At 58.2% G+C, this 18067-nt stretch carries 12 protein-coding genes; 5 read left to right on the top strand and 7 right to left on the bottom strand.

Translation table 11 applies throughout. From position 1 onward, the window contains the following. Positions 1 to 23: 23 nt before the first annotated feature. The 4 genes from ACYU70_RS02095 (at position 24) to ACYU70_RS02080 (ending at position 5709) form a co-directional block, all read left to right on the top strand. Complete coding sequence (locus ACYU70_RS02095) at positions 24 to 2273, top strand: ATP-dependent helicase (RefSeq protein ID WP_342297821.1); 2250 nt, start codon at positions 24 to 26, stop codon at positions 2271 to 2273. A gap of 209 nt (positions 2274 to 2482) precedes the next feature. Then, complete coding sequence (locus tag ACYU70_RS02090) at positions 2483 to 3220, top strand: DUF4290 domain-containing protein (protein WP_342297823.1); 738 nt, start codon at positions 2483 to 2485, stop codon at positions 3218 to 3220. A gap of 132 nt (positions 3221 to 3352) precedes the next feature. Next, positions 3353 to 4657 (top strand): UDP-N-acetylglucosamine 1-carboxyvinyltransferase, encoded by a 1305-nt coding sequence (gene murA / locus ACYU70_RS02085; protein WP_342297826.1) that lies wholly within the window; start codon positions 3353 to 3355, stop codon positions 4655 to 4657. 179 nt (positions 4658 to 4836) lie between these two features. After that, positions 4837 to 5709 carry a DUF4349 domain-containing protein gene (locus tag ACYU70_RS02080; protein WP_342297829.1) on the top strand — a complete coding sequence of 291 codons (873 nt, stop codon included), beginning with the start codon at positions 4837 to 4839 and terminating at the stop codon, positions 5707 to 5709. A gap of 80 nt (positions 5710 to 5789) precedes the next feature. Here the strand turns inward: ACYU70_RS02080 and ACYU70_RS02075 are convergent, their stop codons facing one another. The 7 genes from ACYU70_RS02075 to ACYU70_RS02045 all read right to left on the bottom strand — a co-directional run bounded on the left by ACYU70_RS02075 (position 5790) and on the right by ACYU70_RS02045 (position 15287). Then, the gene (locus tag ACYU70_RS02075) at positions 5790 to 6128 is read right to left on the bottom strand and encodes a phage holin family protein (RefSeq protein ID WP_342297831.1); all 339 of its coding nucleotides are present in this window, start codon (positions 6126 to 6128) and stop codon (positions 5790 to 5792) included. 26 nt (positions 6129 to 6154) lie between these two features. Beyond that, the gene (locus tag ACYU70_RS02070) at positions 6155 to 7246 is read right to left on the bottom strand and encodes an agmatinase family protein (RefSeq protein ID WP_342297833.1); all 1092 of its coding nucleotides are present in this window, start codon (positions 7244 to 7246) and stop codon (positions 6155 to 6157) included. Positions 7247 to 7422: 176 nt separating this feature from the next. Continuing rightward, positions 7423 to 8055, bottom strand: a complete 633-nt coding sequence (locus tag ACYU70_RS02065) for a chemotaxis protein CheC (RefSeq protein WP_342297835.1) — start codon at positions 8053 to 8055, stop codon at positions 7423 to 7425. Between the two features lie 56 nt (positions 8056 to 8111). After that, a complete protein-coding gene (locus tag ACYU70_RS02060) occupies positions 8112 to 9752 on the bottom strand; it encodes a chemotaxis protein CheA (RefSeq protein WP_342297837.1) in 1641 nt (546 codons plus the stop codon). A gap of 105 nt (positions 9753 to 9857) precedes the next feature. Beyond that, positions 9858 to 10244 carry a response regulator gene (locus ACYU70_RS02055; protein WP_168674249.1) on the bottom strand — a complete coding sequence of 129 codons (387 nt, stop codon included), beginning with the start codon at positions 10242 to 10244 and terminating at the stop codon, positions 9858 to 9860. A gap of 70 nt (positions 10245 to 10314) precedes the next feature. Continuing rightward, positions 10315 to 10845 carry a chemotaxis protein CheW gene (locus ACYU70_RS02050; protein WP_342297840.1) on the bottom strand — a complete coding sequence of 177 codons (531 nt, stop codon included), beginning with the start codon at positions 10843 to 10845 and terminating at the stop codon, positions 10315 to 10317. 41 nt (positions 10846 to 10886) lie between these two features. After that, positions 10887 to 15287, bottom strand: coding sequence for a methyl-accepting chemotaxis protein (locus ACYU70_RS02045; protein WP_342297842.1), 4401 nt, complete (start codon positions 15285 to 15287; stop codon positions 10887 to 10889). Between the two features lie 278 nt (positions 15288 to 15565). Between ACYU70_RS02045 and topA the strand changes: the two genes are divergently transcribed. Continuing rightward, complete coding sequence (gene topA, locus ACYU70_RS02040) at positions 15566 to 18058, top strand: type I DNA topoisomerase (RefSeq protein ID WP_342297844.1); 2493 nt, start codon at positions 15566 to 15568, stop codon at positions 18056 to 18058. Positions 18059 to 18067: the final 9 nt, after the last annotated feature.

Here is an 18067-nt window from a genome sequence, read left to right as displayed (position 1 = left end):
CCAAAAGGCGGCTTATTTCGCACATGGCACTAGATTATCTTTCCCTCCTGAATCCGTCGCAAGGCGCCGCGGTGATGCAAACCGAAGGCCCCTGCATGATTATCGCCGGAGCCGGCTCGGGCAAAACCCGGGTGCTCACCTACCGCATCGCCAACCTGCTCGAAAAGGGCGTCGACCCGTTCAACATCCTCGCCCTCACCTTCACCAACAAGGCCGCCAAGGAAATGCGTGCCCGCGTGGAAAAGGTGGTTGGCCCCGCCGCCCGCAACCTCTGGATGGGCACCTTTCACTCGGTTTTCGCCAAAATCCTGCGTTCCGAGGCCGATAAAATCGGCTACCCGCGCAGCTTCACCATCTACGACACGCAGGACTCAAAAACCCTGATTGGCCAGATTGTGAAAGAGCTGGAGCTGGACGACAAGCTATACAAAGCTAGTCTGGTGTTGGGCCGCATCTCAGCCGCGAAGAACAAGCTGATTTCCTATAACCAGTACCTGAACGATGCCGCCATCAAGGCTGACGATGAGGCGGCGCTGCGGCCCAAAATCGGTGTGCTCTACCAGCAGTATCAGCAGCGCTGTTTCAAGGCCGGCGCGATGGATTTTGATGACCTGCTCTTCAATACTAACGTGCTGTTCCGGGACCACGCCGATATTCTGAATAAATACCAGAATATGTTCCGGTTTGTGATGGTGGACGAATATCAGGACACCAACTATTCGCAGTATTTAATTACGCGCAAACTAGCGGCGAAGGAGCGGAATATTTGCGTGGTGGGCGACGATGCGCAGAGTATTTACGCCTTCCGGGGCGCGGACATTTCCAATATTCTGAATTTCGAAAAGGATTACCCCGAATTGCAGGTATTTAAGCTGGAGCAGAATTACCGCTCCACGAAAAATATCGTGTGGGCCGCGAATTCAGTGATTAAAAACAATCAGGCACAGTTGCGCAAGGATGTCTTTTCGGAGAATGAGGATGGGACGCTGATTGAAGTTCTGAAAGCCGCATCGGACAACGAGGAAGGTAAACTGGTGGCCAATTCCATCTTCGAGGACAAGATGAATGGGCATTTGTCGTACGACAATTTTGCCATTCTCTATCGCACCAACGCGCAAAGCCGCGCGATGGAAGAATCGTTGCGAAAATTAAATATCAAATACAAAATTGTTGGCGGCCTGTCGTTTTATCAGCGCAAGGAAATCAAGGATTTGGTGGCCTATTTGCGCCTTACGGTTAACCAAAATGATGAGCAGGCCATTCGCCGGGTAATTAATTACCCGAAGCGTGGCATTGGCGACACCACCATCAGCAAATTGATTACCACGGCCGATGAAGCCAACCATACGCTGTGGGAAGTAGTGGCCCACGCCGACCAGTTTATGCCGGCGCGGGTGAGCAATCCAGTAGTAGGATTTGCCGAAAAAATCAAGAGCTATATTGTGGTTGCCGAGAAGGAGGATGCTTTTGAAGCGGCCAAATTCATCGCCAAAAACTCCGGGATGCTTGAGGAGCTTTATGCCGATAAAAGCATTGAAGGCCTTTCGCGTTATGAGAACATCCAGGAACTGCTCAACGGCATCAAGGAATACGTGGATGACCCCGAGCGTGAGGACAAGAGCCTCGGCGCGTTCCTCCAGGACATCGCCCTCGTAACGGACTCGGACCTGAAGGACGCGGCGCAGGAAGGTGAAGCCGTGACCCTGATGACTATTCACTCCGCTAAGGGACTGGAATTCCGCAACGTGTACATCGTGGGCATGGAGGAAAACCTTTTCCCGAGCCAGATGATGATTACCTCGCGGGCCGATTTGGAGGAGGAGCGCCGCCTGTTCTACGTAGCCATTACGCGGGCCGAGAAGAAGCTGACCTTGAGCTACGCTACCTCGCGCTACCAGTGGGGCAACCTGCGCAGCTGCGAAAAAAGCCGCTTTCTGGACGAGATTGACCCGCAGTACGTCAACTTCAAGTTTGCTTCCGGGCCGGGTGCGGGCGAGCCGGGCCCGTTCCAGCACGTTTTCGAGCGTCGTTCGAACCTGATTCCGACACCGCCGCGCAAGGTGCAGGCCACCAAGTACGTAGCTCCGGCCGACTTCACGCCTTCTGACACATCCAAGCTGCAAGCTGGCCAGCGCGTGGAGCACGCCAAGTTCGGTTTCGGCACAGTGAGCGCGCTTGAAACCCAGCAGGGAACCACCAAAGCCACCATTCAATTCGAGGAAGTGGGCGAGAAAGTGCTGCTGCTGAGTTTCGCAAAGCTGCGGGTGCATTAGGTTTTCGATGCTTCCGAACGGTTAATTAGGAACGTCATGCTGAGCTTGTCGAAGCATCTCTACCGCTTCGTTGCAACTTTTAATAGTTAGTTGCGCGGTAGAGATGCTTCGACAAGCTCAGCATGACGTGCTTTCATGCACTACACGACGGCCCCAACGCCGTATCTTTGGCCTGAGCCCCGCCTCTGGCGGCCTCCCTCCTGCTTTTTATGACCGATATTAATTCCCTGCCCTTCCACCTGCAGTTGCTGGTGCGCGAATACGGGCACAGCACTTACCAGCTCATTCAGGGCCTCAAAGACATTGAGGACGTGGCCGAGCGTACCAAGCGCGCCACCGCCATTGTGCAGCTCATGCTGCGCCTGCAACCGGCTTTGCGCGACCTGCCCGAAATCCAGACCCGCCTCTGGAACCACCTGCACGCCATGGCCGGCGAGGATGTGGCCCTGGAAGCGCCCGTAGCCCTGCGCAGCCTCACGGTACGCACCGAAAAGCCCGGCCGTGTGCCCTACCCCCGCACCGCGCCCAAGCTGCGCGCTTACGGCGCAGCCATTGAGGCGCTGATTGCGAAAGCCCTGACCCTGGAGGATGCGGCCGAGCGCGAGCAGGCCACCATCCAGATTGGGCGAACTATGAAGTTCCTCTACCGCCAGCACAACAAGGAAAACGCCAAGGATGTGACCATTTTGCGGCATTTGGGTGAGCTCTCGGGCGGCCAGCTCAAGCTCGACGCGGCCGTGGTGGACAGCGAAGGCCTGTTTGAGATGCCAGCCGCTCCGGCGGGAACCAAGCCGTTCATCGTACCCCAGCCGCAGCAGCGCGAAGGCCAGAACCGCGACCGCCGCGAAGGCCGCGACCGCGACAACCGGGGCAATAGCTTTAGCAACAAAAACGGTAAGAAGCGTAAGAAAGGCCGCAGCCAGGAGCCGCAACAGCCCCCTCAATAATTTATTTCCAGCACGTCATGCAGAGTGCAGCGAAGCATCTTTACCGCAACAGTAAATGATTGCATTGCTCGGTAAAGATGCTTCGCTGCACTCTGCATGACGTTCTTCATTTAGAATCCCAATCCAACCTCAATGGCTGCATTTGAAGTACGCGGCGGCAAACCACTGCGCGGCGAAATCACGCCCCAGGGCGCCAAAAACGAAGCCCTACAGATTCTCTGCGCGGTATTGCTGACTCCGGAACCCGTAACCATCAGCAATATCCCCGACATCCGCGACGTCAACAAGCTCATCGAGCTGCTGCGCGACATGGGCGTGAAAGTGGGCAAACTGGCCACCGATACCTACATTTTCCAGGCCGAGGATGTCAACCTTGATTACATGGACACGCCCGAGTTCGTGGCCCAGGCCGGCGCGTTGCGCGGCTCGGTTATGATTCTCGGCCCCATGCTGGGGCGCTACGGCCGCTGCCAGCTGCCCAAGCCGGGCGGAGACAAAATCGGCCGCCGGCCGATGGATACGCACTTTCTGGGCCTCGAAAAGCTGGGCGGCAAGCTCACGCTCGAAGGCACTGATTTCTACCGCATCAAGGTGGAAGGCAAGTTGCAGGGCACCCACATGCTGCTCGATGAAGCCTCGGTAACCGGCACCGCTAATATCCTGATGGCCGCCGTACTGGCCGAAGGTACCACTACCATCTACAACGCCGCCTGCGAGCCTTACCTGCAGCAGCTGTGCCGCATGCTCGTACGCATGGGCGCTAATATCCAAGGCATTGGCTCCAACCTGCTCACCATCGTGGGAGTGGAGAAGCTCGGCGGTACCGACCACCGCATGCTGCCGGATATGATTGAAATCGGCTCCTTCATCGGCCTCGCGGCCATGACGGGCTCCGAAATCACCATCAAGGACTGCCAGATTCCCGAGCTCGGCCTCATCCCCGACACCTTCCGCAAGCTGGGCATCCAACTGGAATTCCGGGGCGATGACATTTACATTCCGGCCCAGGAGCACTACGAAATTGCTACTTACCTCGACGGCTCCATCCTGACGGTGAGCGACCACACCTGGCCCGGCTTCACCCCCGACTTGCTCAGCATTGTGCTCGTGGTGGCCTGCCAGGCCAAGGGCACAGTCCTCATTCACCAGAAGATGTTTGAGTCGCGCCTGTTCTTCGTCGATAAGCTCATCGACATGGGCGCGCAGGTAATTCTTTGCGACCCGCACCGCGCCACCGTCATCGGCCTCGACCAGCGCACCCGCCTGCGCGGCATCACCATGACTTCGCCCGATATCCGGGCCGGCGTAGCCTTGCTCATCGCCGCGCTGTCGGCCGAAGGCAAAAGCACCATCGAAAACGTGGAGCAGATTGACCGCGGCTACCAGAACATCGACCTGCGCTTGAATGCACTGGGGGCTGATATTCGCCGCCTATAGTTTTTTTATTGATACCTAAAAGCCCTATTGCGGATATCGCAACGCAGTTTTTAAACAGCCCGCCCCTTACAGGTCGGGCTGTTTTTTTGCCCCATCGGGTTACCGAAAAGCTGAATTTGGATAAAGGTTCAGCTGCGCCGCTGAGTCCTTTTCCATTCAGCTTTCCCAATTCATTGCCGATGAAATTCCTGATAATTCCCGTCCTGCTCGGACTGGGGCTGGCCGGGTGCAGCCAATCCAAATCCGACGAAACTATTGCCCTTGCCGCCGAACCGGCCACCGCAAACAATCAGGCTCCCGCCTCATCCACTACTTCGCAGCCCACAACAGTGGCAATGCCTGATGAGCAAGCGGTACAACCCGAGGTAGTTGCCACACCCAAGGTCCAGCCCGGGCACTCGGTCGCCTATCAGGCCGAACTGAACATGGAGGTGGAGGATTTCGACAAAGCCACCGACCGCATCAATGCGCTACTGGAGCACCACGGTGCCTATCTCGGTACCGCCCACGAAACCCGCGCCGATGGCCAGCGCCGCCAGGAAATGACGGTAAAAGTGCCGCCAGCTCAGTTTGTAGCCCTGGTATCCGCCCTAGGAAGGCTGGGCCATATCGAGAACAAAGACATTGCCTCTGCCGATATCACGGCTGATGTACTCGCAACGGCCGCCCATCTCCAAGAACAACAGACTTCCGAAACCCAGCTACGCCAGCAGCTAGCCCGCGCCACCTCTCCCGACGAACGCACCCACCTGGAGGGCGAAATCCGGCGGCAACGGGCTGATGCCGCCACTACTGAGTCGCAGTTGCAACGGTTCGGCACCCGCGCCGACTGGGCAACTCTGACGCTTCACTACTTCCAAGTATTGCCAACGCCCGCACCTCAAACTCCCATGCACGACTTTTCCCCGCAGTTCCTCACGGCCTTTTACCGGGGCTGGTCGGTTGTGCTGGAGTTGGTAGTTGCTCTCACCAACATCTGGCCTTTATTACTACTGATGGGAGCGGGCGGCTGGGCCCTGCGCCGGTGGCGTCAGCGGCAGGTAGCTGCCTGACGTAAACCAGAATAAATGCGTAACAAAAAAGGGCTTCCCGCACGCGCGGGAAGCCCTTTTTTGGGTATTAGCAATAAAATCTAATCCATCACCAAATCCACCACGGCATTCACCACCGACAGCGCGATGCTGAACAGCAGCGCATTCAGAAAGCCGTGCACATCAAAGCTGCTCATCAGGAAATCGGCCAATTTCACGATGATGACGTTGATAACCAACAGAAACAGGCCCAGCGTGAGCACCGTGATGGGAAAGCCCAGAATTTGCAGAATGGGCTTTACGATGGCATTCAGAATGCCCAGCACGATGACCAGAATGGCCGCACTGCCCACGCCGCCCAGCACCACGCCCGGCAGCACCATGCTGAGGCCATACACCAGCACGGCGGTAAGAATGAATTTGAGAATGAATCCTAACATGGCAAAAGGGTTAAGGTGAAAGAAGCCTACTCGGCATGCATGCCTTTGGCCGGCAGCCGCCCTTGCGATACGGCCATCCAGTTGCAAAGTTGGTAGAGCAGGCGCGCGCCCACGATGGCATTCCACTCGGTGTCGCCGGGCGCTACCTCGTTCAGGTCGCAGCCGATGATTTGGATGCCCTCGCGCACGATGGAGCGTAGCAGGTAAGTGGCTTCCTCAAACTCCAGGCCGCCGGGTACGGGCGTGCCGGTGCCGGGGCACAGCTTGGGGTCGAGGCCGTCGATATCGAAGCTGATATAGACCTTTTTGGGCAGTTGGGCGATGATTTTGCCACACACCTTCTTCCACGATTTCTTGGCGAATTTCTCGTCGCTCAAAAACCGCTGGCTGAACAGCGCCACCCGGCCATTAGACTGGTCGATAACATCGGCCTCCTGCTGGCAAAAGTCCCGAATGCCCACCTGCACCAGCTTCTTCACCTGCGGCAATTCCAGCGCGTTGTGCATGATGCTGGCGTGCGAGTATTTGAAACCTTCGTAAGCCGGACGCAGGTCGCAATGCGCGTCGAACTGCAGAATGGCAAATTCCTCGTGGCGCTCGGCCAACGCGTGCAGGTAGCCCAGCGGCGTGCTGTGGTCGCCACCCAGCACCACCACGCCTTTGCCGGCATCGAGCAGGGCACCGGTTTTGGCTTTCAGCCATTGCAGCATTTTGTCGCCTTCGGCCGTGGCCTGGGCGGGCACAGTTTCGTGCTTTTTGCGGTCGGCTTCGGGCTGGCCTTCTTCCAGCCAGCCGATGTAATCGGCGGCCAGCGGGCGCAGTTTGCGGCTGGCTTCGGCAATGGTTTCATCCGCTTCCTCCATGGCCAGCCCGAGCTTCCAGGCATTGGGCACGTCGGAATCGTACAGGTCCACTTGCAACGAGGCTTCTCGGATGGCGGCTGGGCCAGCGGCCGTACCGGCGCGGTAGCTCACGGTCACCTCCCATGGCACGGGCACCACCACTACCTGCGCCTCCTCGGGCGTGAAGGGCAGGCCGAACAGGCCGCTGTCCGCATCGCCGGGCGCGTTGGGGTCGAAAGAAGCAATTTTCTGGGCTAGGGCGTCCGCTTTAGACATTGGAATTGATGCGTATGTAAACAGTAAAGTTGAAGGCGAAAAAGAACGTCATGCCGCGCCGGCCGTTGCAAGTCCCAGCACACCAGCCCAGTTCAGCGAACGGGCTCGTAGGGGAGTTGTAACGGCCGGCGCGGCATGACGGGCCGGAACGCGGTTAAGCATTCCCAAAAACGTTATTAGGCCGACATCTGGCTACCCAGGAAGTCGTAGCTGCGAATGATTTCCAGAATTTTCTGGAACGTCACGCGGTCAAAAAACAGCATCAGCGGCAATTCCACCGTGTTGTCGCGGTCCGAAAACTGCGTGATAACGGAGAAAATGAGCGGCTGTAGCTGCTGCGCTGGCAACAGGCTCTGCAGGTTCTCCGCAATATCACCCTTGGGCGCCACGGGCGGCGCACCGTAGATATTGGCCTTGAGAATATTAGCCAGCTGAGTCACCAAAGCCCCAGTGATAATGTTGCTGATTTCGAGCAGCAGGGATTCCTGCAACTCGTTCAACTCTAAGGTTTCAGTGGTTTGCATTCGCAGGCACACCCGCGAGAGACGCTGGACGTGCTGCCCCGAGAAGAACATGAGCGTCGTACCATTAAAATCACCCCGGATATCGGACTGAATGGGCACGTGACGGGTCTGGTAATCGCGCACGCGGTGCAGTATATCGTCGCTCATCAGCAAATCGATATTGGGCACCTCAAGCAGCACCCGTTCCTGGGCGATTACAGCGAATGAATCGGCGGCACGGGCCAAGCCGATGTTAAGAATCTCGCGGATTATATCACGCTCTAACTCAGTCATCGATAAATCCATAACGTCAAAGATAGGGGAAAGTGCAGCTGCGAGGACTGGGGGTGAAAGAAGGAAAATTAAGGGCGTTTGGTCAGAAACAGGCGAGTCAGGGCCGGCACATCGAGCACCAAGCAAACTTGCCCACTGCCAAGCAGGGTAACTCCACCAAACAGGTCGATGGTATCCAGGGGTTTACTAAGGGGCTTGATGACAATGTTTTGCTGCCGGATAAACCGGTCAACCAACAAGCCCAGTCGGCGGTTATTGTAATTCACGACCAGTACCTGCTGGGCACCGGTCATGTCGTTTTTATCAGCGAAGGGCAGCATTTCGTCACCCTCGTCGTGCAGCAGCATCCGCAGTGGTATCAGCGGCACGGCCTGGCCCTGCACATGAGTTACCAGCACGCCGCCGACCACCGAAATCTGGTCGGGTTGCAGCGCTAGTACAGTATCCGTGTGCATCAGCGGGATGGCGTAGGGCCGTTCGTCTACTTCAATCAGCAGCGCGCCCTTCACGGCAATAGACGTGGGCAGCACCAGCGTAAACGTAGTGCCCACGCCCAGCTGCGATTCCACCCGCAATTGCCCGCCTAACGAGTCAAGCGCCAGCTTCACCACATCGAGGCCTACGCCGCGACCCGAAATGTCGGTAATCTTACTGGCCATCGAGAAGCCGGGCTCAAACAGGAAAGCCCACACGGCCTGCTCATCCAAGGTGGCGGCCACGCTGGCTGTGGTCAGGCCACGCTCCACGGCTTTGCGGCGCACGGCTTCGGTATCGATGCCCCGACCATCATCACGCACCTGAATAAGTACGTCGTCACGCTCAGTCAGGGCCGAAAGTGTCAGGTGACCAACGGCCGACTTGCCGGCTGCTGCCCGCTGGGCCGTGGTTTCAAGGCCGTGGCTGACGGCGTTGCGCACCAAATGCAACAGCGCATCGGTAATGATTTGCAGGATATTGCGGTCAATCTGTACATCTTGCCCGCTGAGGGTGAGCTCAACTTCTTTGCTTTCGGCGCTGGCCACGTCGCGCACCACGCGAGGGAATTTGTTCAGCAACACCCCGACGCCTACCAGGCGGGCATCCATCACGCTGTACTGCAAGTCGTCGGAAATGCGGAACAAGTGTTGGGCCGTGGCCAGCAGCGCGGGGTTGCCAATTTCTTGCGCCAGGGTCATAATCCGGTCGCGGTCAATCACCAATTCCCCTACCAGATTTAGCAGATTATCAAGCTTTTTAACCTGGATATACACCAGGTCCGAAAGCTCCATTTTCTTGCCCGATTCCTCCTCAGACTCTGCTTCTTCGGCTTCGTCCAGTATCGGCTCTTCGCCACGCACCAAGCGGTCGAGGTTGTCGAGCAACGCCTTGGCATCCGGAAGCGGCTGGTTGGCTCCCACTGCCCGAATCATATTACCCAGCGCATCAACGCCGGCAAAAACCACTTTGATGAGCGAGCCGCTGAACGTGCGCTCCTGGTCCCGAATTAGCCCAAACAGCGTTTCGAGATGGTGCGCAACCTCGCCCAAATCGGTAAAGCCCATGGCGCGGGCATTAGCCTTGAGGTTGTGCATGAGCCGGAACAGCTCATTCAGGGCCGGGCCGGCATTGGGGTTGCGCTCAAGCTCGCTCAAATGGCGGCTCATGGAGTCGTAATACTCCAGCGCTTCGGCCATGAAAAGCTCCCGGTATTCCTGGTCGCGCGTTTTCATTAGGCCTTAGAAATTGAGTTAATAAACCAACTTTCCGGCGCACACAGACACATTCCATCGTTTCCGAAGGAATGTGGCACAGAGACGGAATGTTGTAGCCGCACTTTACGCAGCCTGCTCAGAAGCGTCGTTTTGCAGCGCCGCACCCACAATTTCCAGTACTTTCTCTTCCGAGAACGGCTTCACGATGTAAGCCAGGGCACCATTTTCAATGGCTTCGGTCACGATAACCTCCTGGCCAACAGCGCTGCACATTACCACTTTGGCTGAAGGCTGAATCTGGCGGAGGCTTTTCAGCACGTCCAGGCCGGTATTGTCGGGCAGAATTACGTCGAGCGTGATGAGGTCGGGGGAAGTCGAAGCGGCCATTTCCACCGCCTGTGCGCCGTTTGCTGCCTCGCCTACTACTTCGTAGCCGGCATCGGTGAGCATGTTTTTGAGCATCGTACGCATATAGAAGGAGTCGTCGACGATGAGGATGCGCTTATTCATGGAATTGGGGAACGTGAGATTTAACGGGTAGCCGAGCGTAGTTGCGGGCCACCTTTGTACGGGGCCGGGGCTACGAAGATGCCGTTTTGCCCGGCAGGCGCATCACTTCGCTTGGGGTCAGGAGCTTGCGCATGTCCAGCACGATGATAATGCCGCCTTCCGGCAGTTTGGCGATGCCTTCGAGGTATTTGTCGCGGGTGCTGGAGTCCTGCACGAACTCCGGGGCCGGCTCAATCTGGCTGAGCGGCATGGTAAAGGGGCGCGGCACTTCGCGTACCATCAGGCCCAGCACGTAGTCGGCGGCTTCGACGGCAATGGTGTAGCTGCGCTCGGGAATTGGCCGGCCGGCTGGCCGCAGCCGGAACCGTTCTTCCAGGTCCAGAATGGCAATAATATCGCCGCGCAGGTTGGCAATGCCCTTGATGAAAGGCGGGGTTTTGGGCATGCGAGCCACGTCGGGCGTGACGGTCACTTCCTTCACCTGCTCGATGCGAATGCCATAATCCTCATCGCCCAAGCGGAACACGATAAGCTGCACCAGTTCGGCGGGCTTAGGGCGTTCGGCTTTGGCAATGGGAGCAGTTATTTCAATCTCAGCCATGCGGGATTAGTCGAAAATGGGCTAAACGAATGGGTTGAGAATTACTTGGTTTTGGCCTTTGATTTGGTCGCAGCCTTGTTGGCCTGGCCATTTTTAGCGGCCTGACCATTCTTCGCTGCTTTGCCATTCACGGCTGCTTCCGGCTGAACTTCTACAGGCCGGGTTACGGCTTGCACGCGGGCCGGACGCTCCCGACGGGTGGGGGCCGGAGCCGCTACCGGCGCTGCTGCTTCCGAGCGGACGCGACGAGCAGCGTTTGGCTGCCGGCTGGTTTCAGCAACCGGCGCAGCTTCGGCACGGCTCTGCGAGCGGCGGGCGGCCATGCCGTTCTGCGGCTGTGGCGCGGGGGCGTACGATTCGCGGGCGCGGTAGGTATCGCGGGCACCCCGGCGTATGGGTTCCGGCTCCGGCTCCGGCTCGTAGGAGCTGAGCTGGAAGGTTTCGAGGCCGGCCTGAAGGTCGTCGGCAATGTCGGTGAGGCGCTGCGAGCTAGTAGTCAACTCTTGCATAGCTGTCGACAGTTGCTTGGCCGTGCCGGCTACCTGCTGGGTGCCGGTAGCCGTTTGCTCGGCAATGGCTACCACCTCTTCCACATATTTCACCACGTCGCCAATCGAGGTTTTCTGAACCTCGGTAGCCGTGAGAATGTCACGCGAGGTGCGGAGCGTTTCGCCGCTGCTGGTGGCAATGTTCTTAAAGGCCGAGCTGGCTTCGAACGTAGCGTTCTTGCCTTTCAATACCCGGTTTTCCATGGTCGAAATAGCCGTGGCCGCCGTGGTCGTATCCTTTTTCACGTCGTCAACCAGCGTGGCAATTTCGTTGGCCGAACGGCGGGAGCTTTCGGCCAGCTTCCGGATTTCTTCGGCTACTACGGCGAAACCACGGCCGGCTTCCCCGGCGCGGGCTGCTTCGATGGCGGCGTTCAGAGCCAGCAGGTTGGTTTGCGAGGCAATGTCGGTAATCACGCCCAGCGACTTGCTGATTTCACCCGACCGGGTGCTTAGTACTTCGATTGTGCGCGAGGTTTGCGAAGCGGCGCTGGATATTTCTTCCATGTTTTTCACCACTTCGGCCACCGTTTTCAGACCGAGCTGCGAGGTTTGCTCACCCAGGATTGCCGATTTGTTCACGACATCGGCTTTGTTGGCTGTTTCCTTGGTGGCCTGCATGATTTCTTCAATCAGCTTGAAGGCTTGGTCTGTTTTCAAAGCCTGGTTCTGAGCACCTTCGGCCATCTGCTGCATGGCCAGGGCCACATCGACAGTTACTCGGCTCATTTCCTGCCCTTTTCCGGCCATTTCTTCCGAAGAAGTACCCACAATCTGCGACGAGTCGTTGATTTCGCCGAGCAGTTCATTCAGATTTTCAACGGCGAGGTTCAGGGCATCGGCCATGGCCAGAATGTCGCCCGTGGTCGGCACGTCTACGCGCTGGGTCAAGTCGCCTTCCGAGATGGCGCGTACCACGCGGGCCACTTCCAGTACCGGCGAGGCGATGGACTCGAGCAGGGCATTAAGCGTGTCCACCAACTCTTTCCAGCTGCCCGATACGCCGCCTACCGTGGCACGCTCAGTCAGCTTGCCTTCCACCCCGGCCACTTTAGCCACGCGGCTTACTTCGACGGCGAGACGGTTAAGGTCATCCACCATGCTGTTGATGGTGTCGGCCAGGTCGGCCACTTCGCCTTTGGCTTGCAGCGTCAGCTTCTGCGTCAAGTCACCTTTCGATACCGCAGTTACTACTTTAACAATACCCCGTACCTGCGTGGTGAGGTTGGAGGCCATGTAGTTTACGTTGTCGGTCAGTTCCTTCCACACGCCGGCCACGTTTGGCACGCTGGCCTGGCCGCCGAGCTTGCCTTCGGTGCCCACTTCCTGCGCCACACGAGTTACCTCGCCGGCGAAGATGTTGAGCGAGTCCACCATCTGGTTCAGGTTGTCCTTCAGGTCCAACAGCTCGCCGTTGACGTTTACCGAAACCTTCTGGCTCAAGTCGCCACGCGATACGGCCGTTGCCACGTTGGCAATGTCCCGTACCTGCGAGGTCAGGTTGCTGGCCATTGTGTTTACGTTGTCCGTCAGGTCTTTCCAAGTACCACGTACGTTGGGCACTTTGGCTTGGCCGCCGAGCTTGCCCTCGGTACCTACTTCGCGGGCCACGCGGGTTACTTCGTCACCGAAGATGTTCAGCGAGTCCACCATTTCGTTGAGGTTTTCCTTCAACTGGAGCAGCTCACCGCGCACGTTAACCGTGATTTTCTGCGAAAGGTCACCTTTAGCTACGGCCGTGGCCACGTTGGCAATGTCCCGCATCTGCGAGGTCAGGTTGCTGGCCATCGTATTCACGTTGTCCGTCAAATCCTTCCAAGTGCCAGACACTTTTGGCACGTTGGCCTGACCGCCGAGGATACCCTCGGTGCCTACTTCGCGGGCCACGCGGGTTACTTCGCCGGCGAAGATGTTCAGCGAGTCCACCATCTGGTTGAGGTTGTCCTTCAGGTCCAGCAGCTCGCCTTTTACATCTACCGTGATTTTCTGCGAAAGGTCACCCTTCGATACGGCCGTGGCCACGTTGGCAATGTCTCGCACCTGCGAGGTCAGGTTGCTGGCCATCGTATTCACGTTGTCCGTCAGCTCTTTCCAGGTGCCGCCTACCCGAGGCACCACGGCCTGGCCGCCGAGCTTGCCTTCGGTACCTACTTCGCGGGCCACGCGGGTTACTTCGTCACCGAAGATGTTGAGCGAGTCCACCATCTGGTTGAGGATGTTCTTCAGCTCCAGGATTTCGCCCTTCACGTTCACCGTCATCTTCTGGCTCAAGTCACCACGGGCTACGGCCGTTGCCACGTTGGCAATGTCTCGTACCTGCGAGGTGAGAGCCGCGGCCATGTCGTTTACGTTGTCGGTGAGGGCTTTCCACACACCGGCCACGTTGGGCACGCTGGCCTGGCCGCCAAGTTTTCCTTCCGTGCCCACTTCCTGCGCCACGCGGGTTACCTCGCCGGCAAACAGGTTGAGGGATGCCACCATCTGGTTCAGGTTCTGCTTCAGCTGCAGGAATTCCCCTTTTACATCGACGGTAACCGTCTGAGTCAGGTCACCTTTAGCAACCGCAGTTGCCACGTTGGCAATGTCTCGTACTTGGCTCGTCAAGTTCGAGGCCATGTAGTTTACGTTGTCGGTCAGGTCTTTCCATACGCCGGCCACGCTGGGTACCGAGGCCTGACCACCGAGGCGGCCTTCGGTGCCTACTTCCTGCGCCACGCGGGTTACCTCGCCGGCAAACAGGTTGAGCGAGTCTACCATCTGGTTCAGGTTCTGCTTCAACTGGAGCAGCTCGCCTTTTACATCAACGGTTACTTTCTGGCTCAGGTCGCCTTTAGCTACCGCGGTTGCTACGTTGGCAATGTCCCGCACCTGAGAAGTCAGGTTGCTGGCCATGTTGTTTACGTTGTCCGTCAGGTCTTTCCACACGCCGGCTACGTTGGGCACGCTGGCCTGGCCGCCGAGTTTACCCTCCGTACCCACTTCCTGGGCCACGCGGGTTACCTCGCCGGCAAACAGGTTCAGCGAGTCCACCATCTGGTTCAGGTTCTGCTTCAGCTGCAGGAATTCCCCTTTTACATCAACGGTGATTTTCTGAGACAAGTCGCCTTTGGCTACGGCCGTGGCTACGTTGGCAATGTCCCGCACCTGCACGGTGAGGTTTGAGGCCATGTTGTTTACGTTGTCGGTCAGGTCTTTCCAGATACCGCCCACGTTTGGTACCGAAGCCTGGCCACCGAGCTTTCCTTCGGTGCCCACTTCCTGCGCCACACGGGTTACCTCGCCGGCGAAGATGTTCAGGTTATCAATCGTTTTGTTGATGGTTTCGGCCATCAACTTGAAGTCGCCCGATACCGGAATCTGGAAGCTTTCGTCCAGATTGCCGCGGCTGATGTTCTTCAGTACCTTGCCCACTTCCAACACCGGCACGGCGATGCTGTCCACCAAGCCGTTGATGTTGTTAATCATGTCGCGCCAGAAGCCGGCGGCGCCGTCGGCCGAAGCCCGCGCCTTGAGGTTACCCTCTACCCCGGCCACTTTCGAGATGCGCGACACCTCGCCCCCTACCCCGGCAATCATGTCCACCATCGAGTTGTAGGCTTCCGCGATTTCGGCGAAGATGTCGTCGTTCTGCTTGGTAAGCCGCACCGATACATCGCCCTTCTTAAAGGCATCGAGGGCGTAAAGCACCCGGTTGAGCTGGTCGTTGACGTAGCCCGGGTCCTGAGTGTCGACGGAGCCGCGCGAGCCGCCCTTTTTGCGGGTCAGGTCGTTGTTGGTGCGCACCACGTCGAGCGACGAAACCGCGCCGGCGTCCGGCGTTGCGCCGTCAGTGACATCCGTAGTAAGCGCAGCAGTACGACGAGCCTTGGGTCGCGGATTCTGGGGGGAAGCCATATATAGTACGGGTATCGAGTCGGGAAGGGGAAAGCTAATTGGAGGGCGAAGTACGGGGGTTAGCCGCGAATAAGCAAAGGTAACCCCATCCGCTACGGCGCTGAACCCGTCGGGCCGCAGAGTCGTTCCCGGAGCGCGGCTCCGGCCGGATTATTGCTACCGAATGCGACTGCTAAGAATTAAGCGGCATCTTTGCGGCCAATTTTAACTTTTCGTCGCAGCTGGTCGTTTCACCTCCACAGCCCCCATTCCTACTGCCGCACCCCTTACCCGCCCACATGGTCAAGAATTTAGTTATCGTCGAGTCGCCGGCCAAGGCGAAAACCATTGAAGGCTACCTCGGCCAGGATTTCGTGGTGCGTTCCAGCTACGGCCACGTTCGCGACTTGCCGAAGGACAATAATGCCATCGACATTGCCAATGGTTTCAAGCCTACTTACGTGGTTTCGCCGGACAAGCGCGAACTCATCGCGCAGCTAAAAAAACTTTCGAAGGAAGCCGAAACCGTCTGGTTAGCGAGTGACGATGACCGCGAGGGCGAAGCCATCTCGTGGCATTTGGCCGAAACGTTGAACCTGCCCGAAGCCAAAACGCGCCGCATTGTTTTCCGCGAAATCACCAAAAACGCCATTCTGGCCGCCATCGCCGACCCGCGCACGGTGAACCAGGATTTGGTGAATGCCCAGCAGGCCCGCCGCGTGCTCGACCGCCTCGTGGGTTTCGAGTTGAGCCCCGTGCTCTGGAAAAAGGTGAAGCCCGGCCTGAGCGCTGGCCGCGTGCAAAGCGTAGCCGTGCGACTGGTAGTGGAGCGCGAGCGCGAGGTGGCCAACCACCTTTCGGCCAGCGCCTACCGCGTGGTGGCCCGCTTCGATGCCGGCCGTGGTGCGGTGCTGGAAGCCGAATTGCCCACTCGTTATAAGGTACGCGCCGAAGCCGAGGCTTTCCTAGAGCGCTGCGTAGGCGCTTCGTATCAAATCGAAAGCCTGGACAAGAAGCCCGGCAAGCGCAGCCCCGCTGCGCCGTTCACGACTTCGACTTTGCAGCAGGAGGCTTCGCGCAAGCTTGGTTTCTCGGTGGCCCAGACGATGAGCGTGGCTCAGAAGCTGTACGAAGCTGGTAAAATCAGCTATATGCGGACGGACTCGGTGAACCTGAGCCAGGAAGCGTTGGCAGGTGCGCAAGCCACTATTACGGCTTCCTACGGTGCGGAATACCACCACCTGCGCACTTTTAAGACCAAGTCGGCATCGGCTCAGGAGGCGCACGAAGCCATTCGCCCTACTGATTTCAGCGCGGTGAAAGCGGGCTCGGATGCGTCGGAGCAACGTTTGTACGACCTCATTCGCAAGCGGGCCATGGCTTCGCAGATGGCAGAGGCGGTAATTGAGCGCACCACGGCCGTGATTGGTATCAGCACGCAGCCGGGCGTTACGCTCTCGGCCACGGGTGAGGTGATTACGTTCGAGGGCTTCCTGAAAGTGTATGCGGAGAGCAAGGACGACGAGGATGAGGACGATGCCAAAGACGGCGAATCGAGCTTCTCGCGCGGCCTGCCGCCGTTGAGCGTGGGGCAGAACCTTCCCTTGCAGCGCCTGAGCGCCACGGAGCGGTTTTCGTCGCCCCCGGCGCGTTACACCGAGGCTTCGCTGGTGAAAAAGCTGGAGGAAATGGGCATTGGCCGGCCTTCGACTTATGCGCCTACCATCAGCACCGTGCAGAAGCGCGGCTACGTGGAAAAAGATACCCGTGAGGGCAAGGAGCGCAAGTTCCATGTACTGACGCTGGAGGATAACACCGTCAAGACCGAAGTAAAAACCGAGAACTACGGCGCAGAGAAAGCTAAGCTGTTCCCGACGGATACGGCCATGATTGTGAATGACTTTCTGGTGGCTCACTTTCCGGTGATTGTGGACTACCAGTTCACGGCCAAGGTGGAGGACGAGTTTGACCAAATTGCCAACGGCCACGAGAACTGGACGCAGATGCTGACCGGCTTCTACGGCAAGTTCCACGCGACCATTGAGGCCGGGCAGGACATCGACCGCAGCACTGTAGGCGCTACCCGCGAGTTGGGCGTGCACCCCGAAACCGGCGAGCGCATATCGGCCCGCCTGGGCAAATACGGCCCCTACGTGGCCCTGGGCGATACCGAAGGCGAAACCAAGCCCGCCTACGCCAACCTGCGCAAGGGTCAGTTTATCGAAAGCATCACGCTGGAAGACGCGCTGGAGTTGTTCAAGCTGCCCCGCGTAGTGGGTGAGTTTGAGGACAAAGCCATGACGGCTGCGCTGGGTCGTTTCGGCCCCTACATCCGGCACGACAGCAAGTTCTTCTCCCTCACCAAGGAGCAGGACCCGCACACCATCACAGCCGAAGAAGCCGTGGCCCTGATTGAGAACAAGCGCAAAACCGACGCGGAGCGCCTCATCAAGAGTTTCCCCGAAAACCCCGATATCCAAGTGCTGAATGGTCGCTTCGGCCCCTACATCGTGGCGGGCAAGAAGAACGTGAAGATTCCCAAAGGCGAAGAGCCCACGGAACTGACCCTGGAGCGCTGCATCGAGCTGGCCGATGCCACGCCCGAGAAGCCTAAGGGCGGCCGTTTCGGCAAGAAAGCCGCTCCCGCCAAGGAGGAAAAGGATTCGGACGCACCAGCCAAGAAGGCTGCGAAAGCCACAGCAGCCAAGAAGCCGGCGGCCAAGAAACCCGCCACTAAAAAGCCTGCTGCTAAAAAAGCCCCAGCCAAAACTGCCACAGCAAAAGCAAAATAATTGCGACTT

The organism is Hymenobacter segetis (assembly GCF_054776495.1).
Note: the sequence above shows the minus strand (reverse complement) of the source record. Positions and strands in the feature narration are given on the sequence as shown.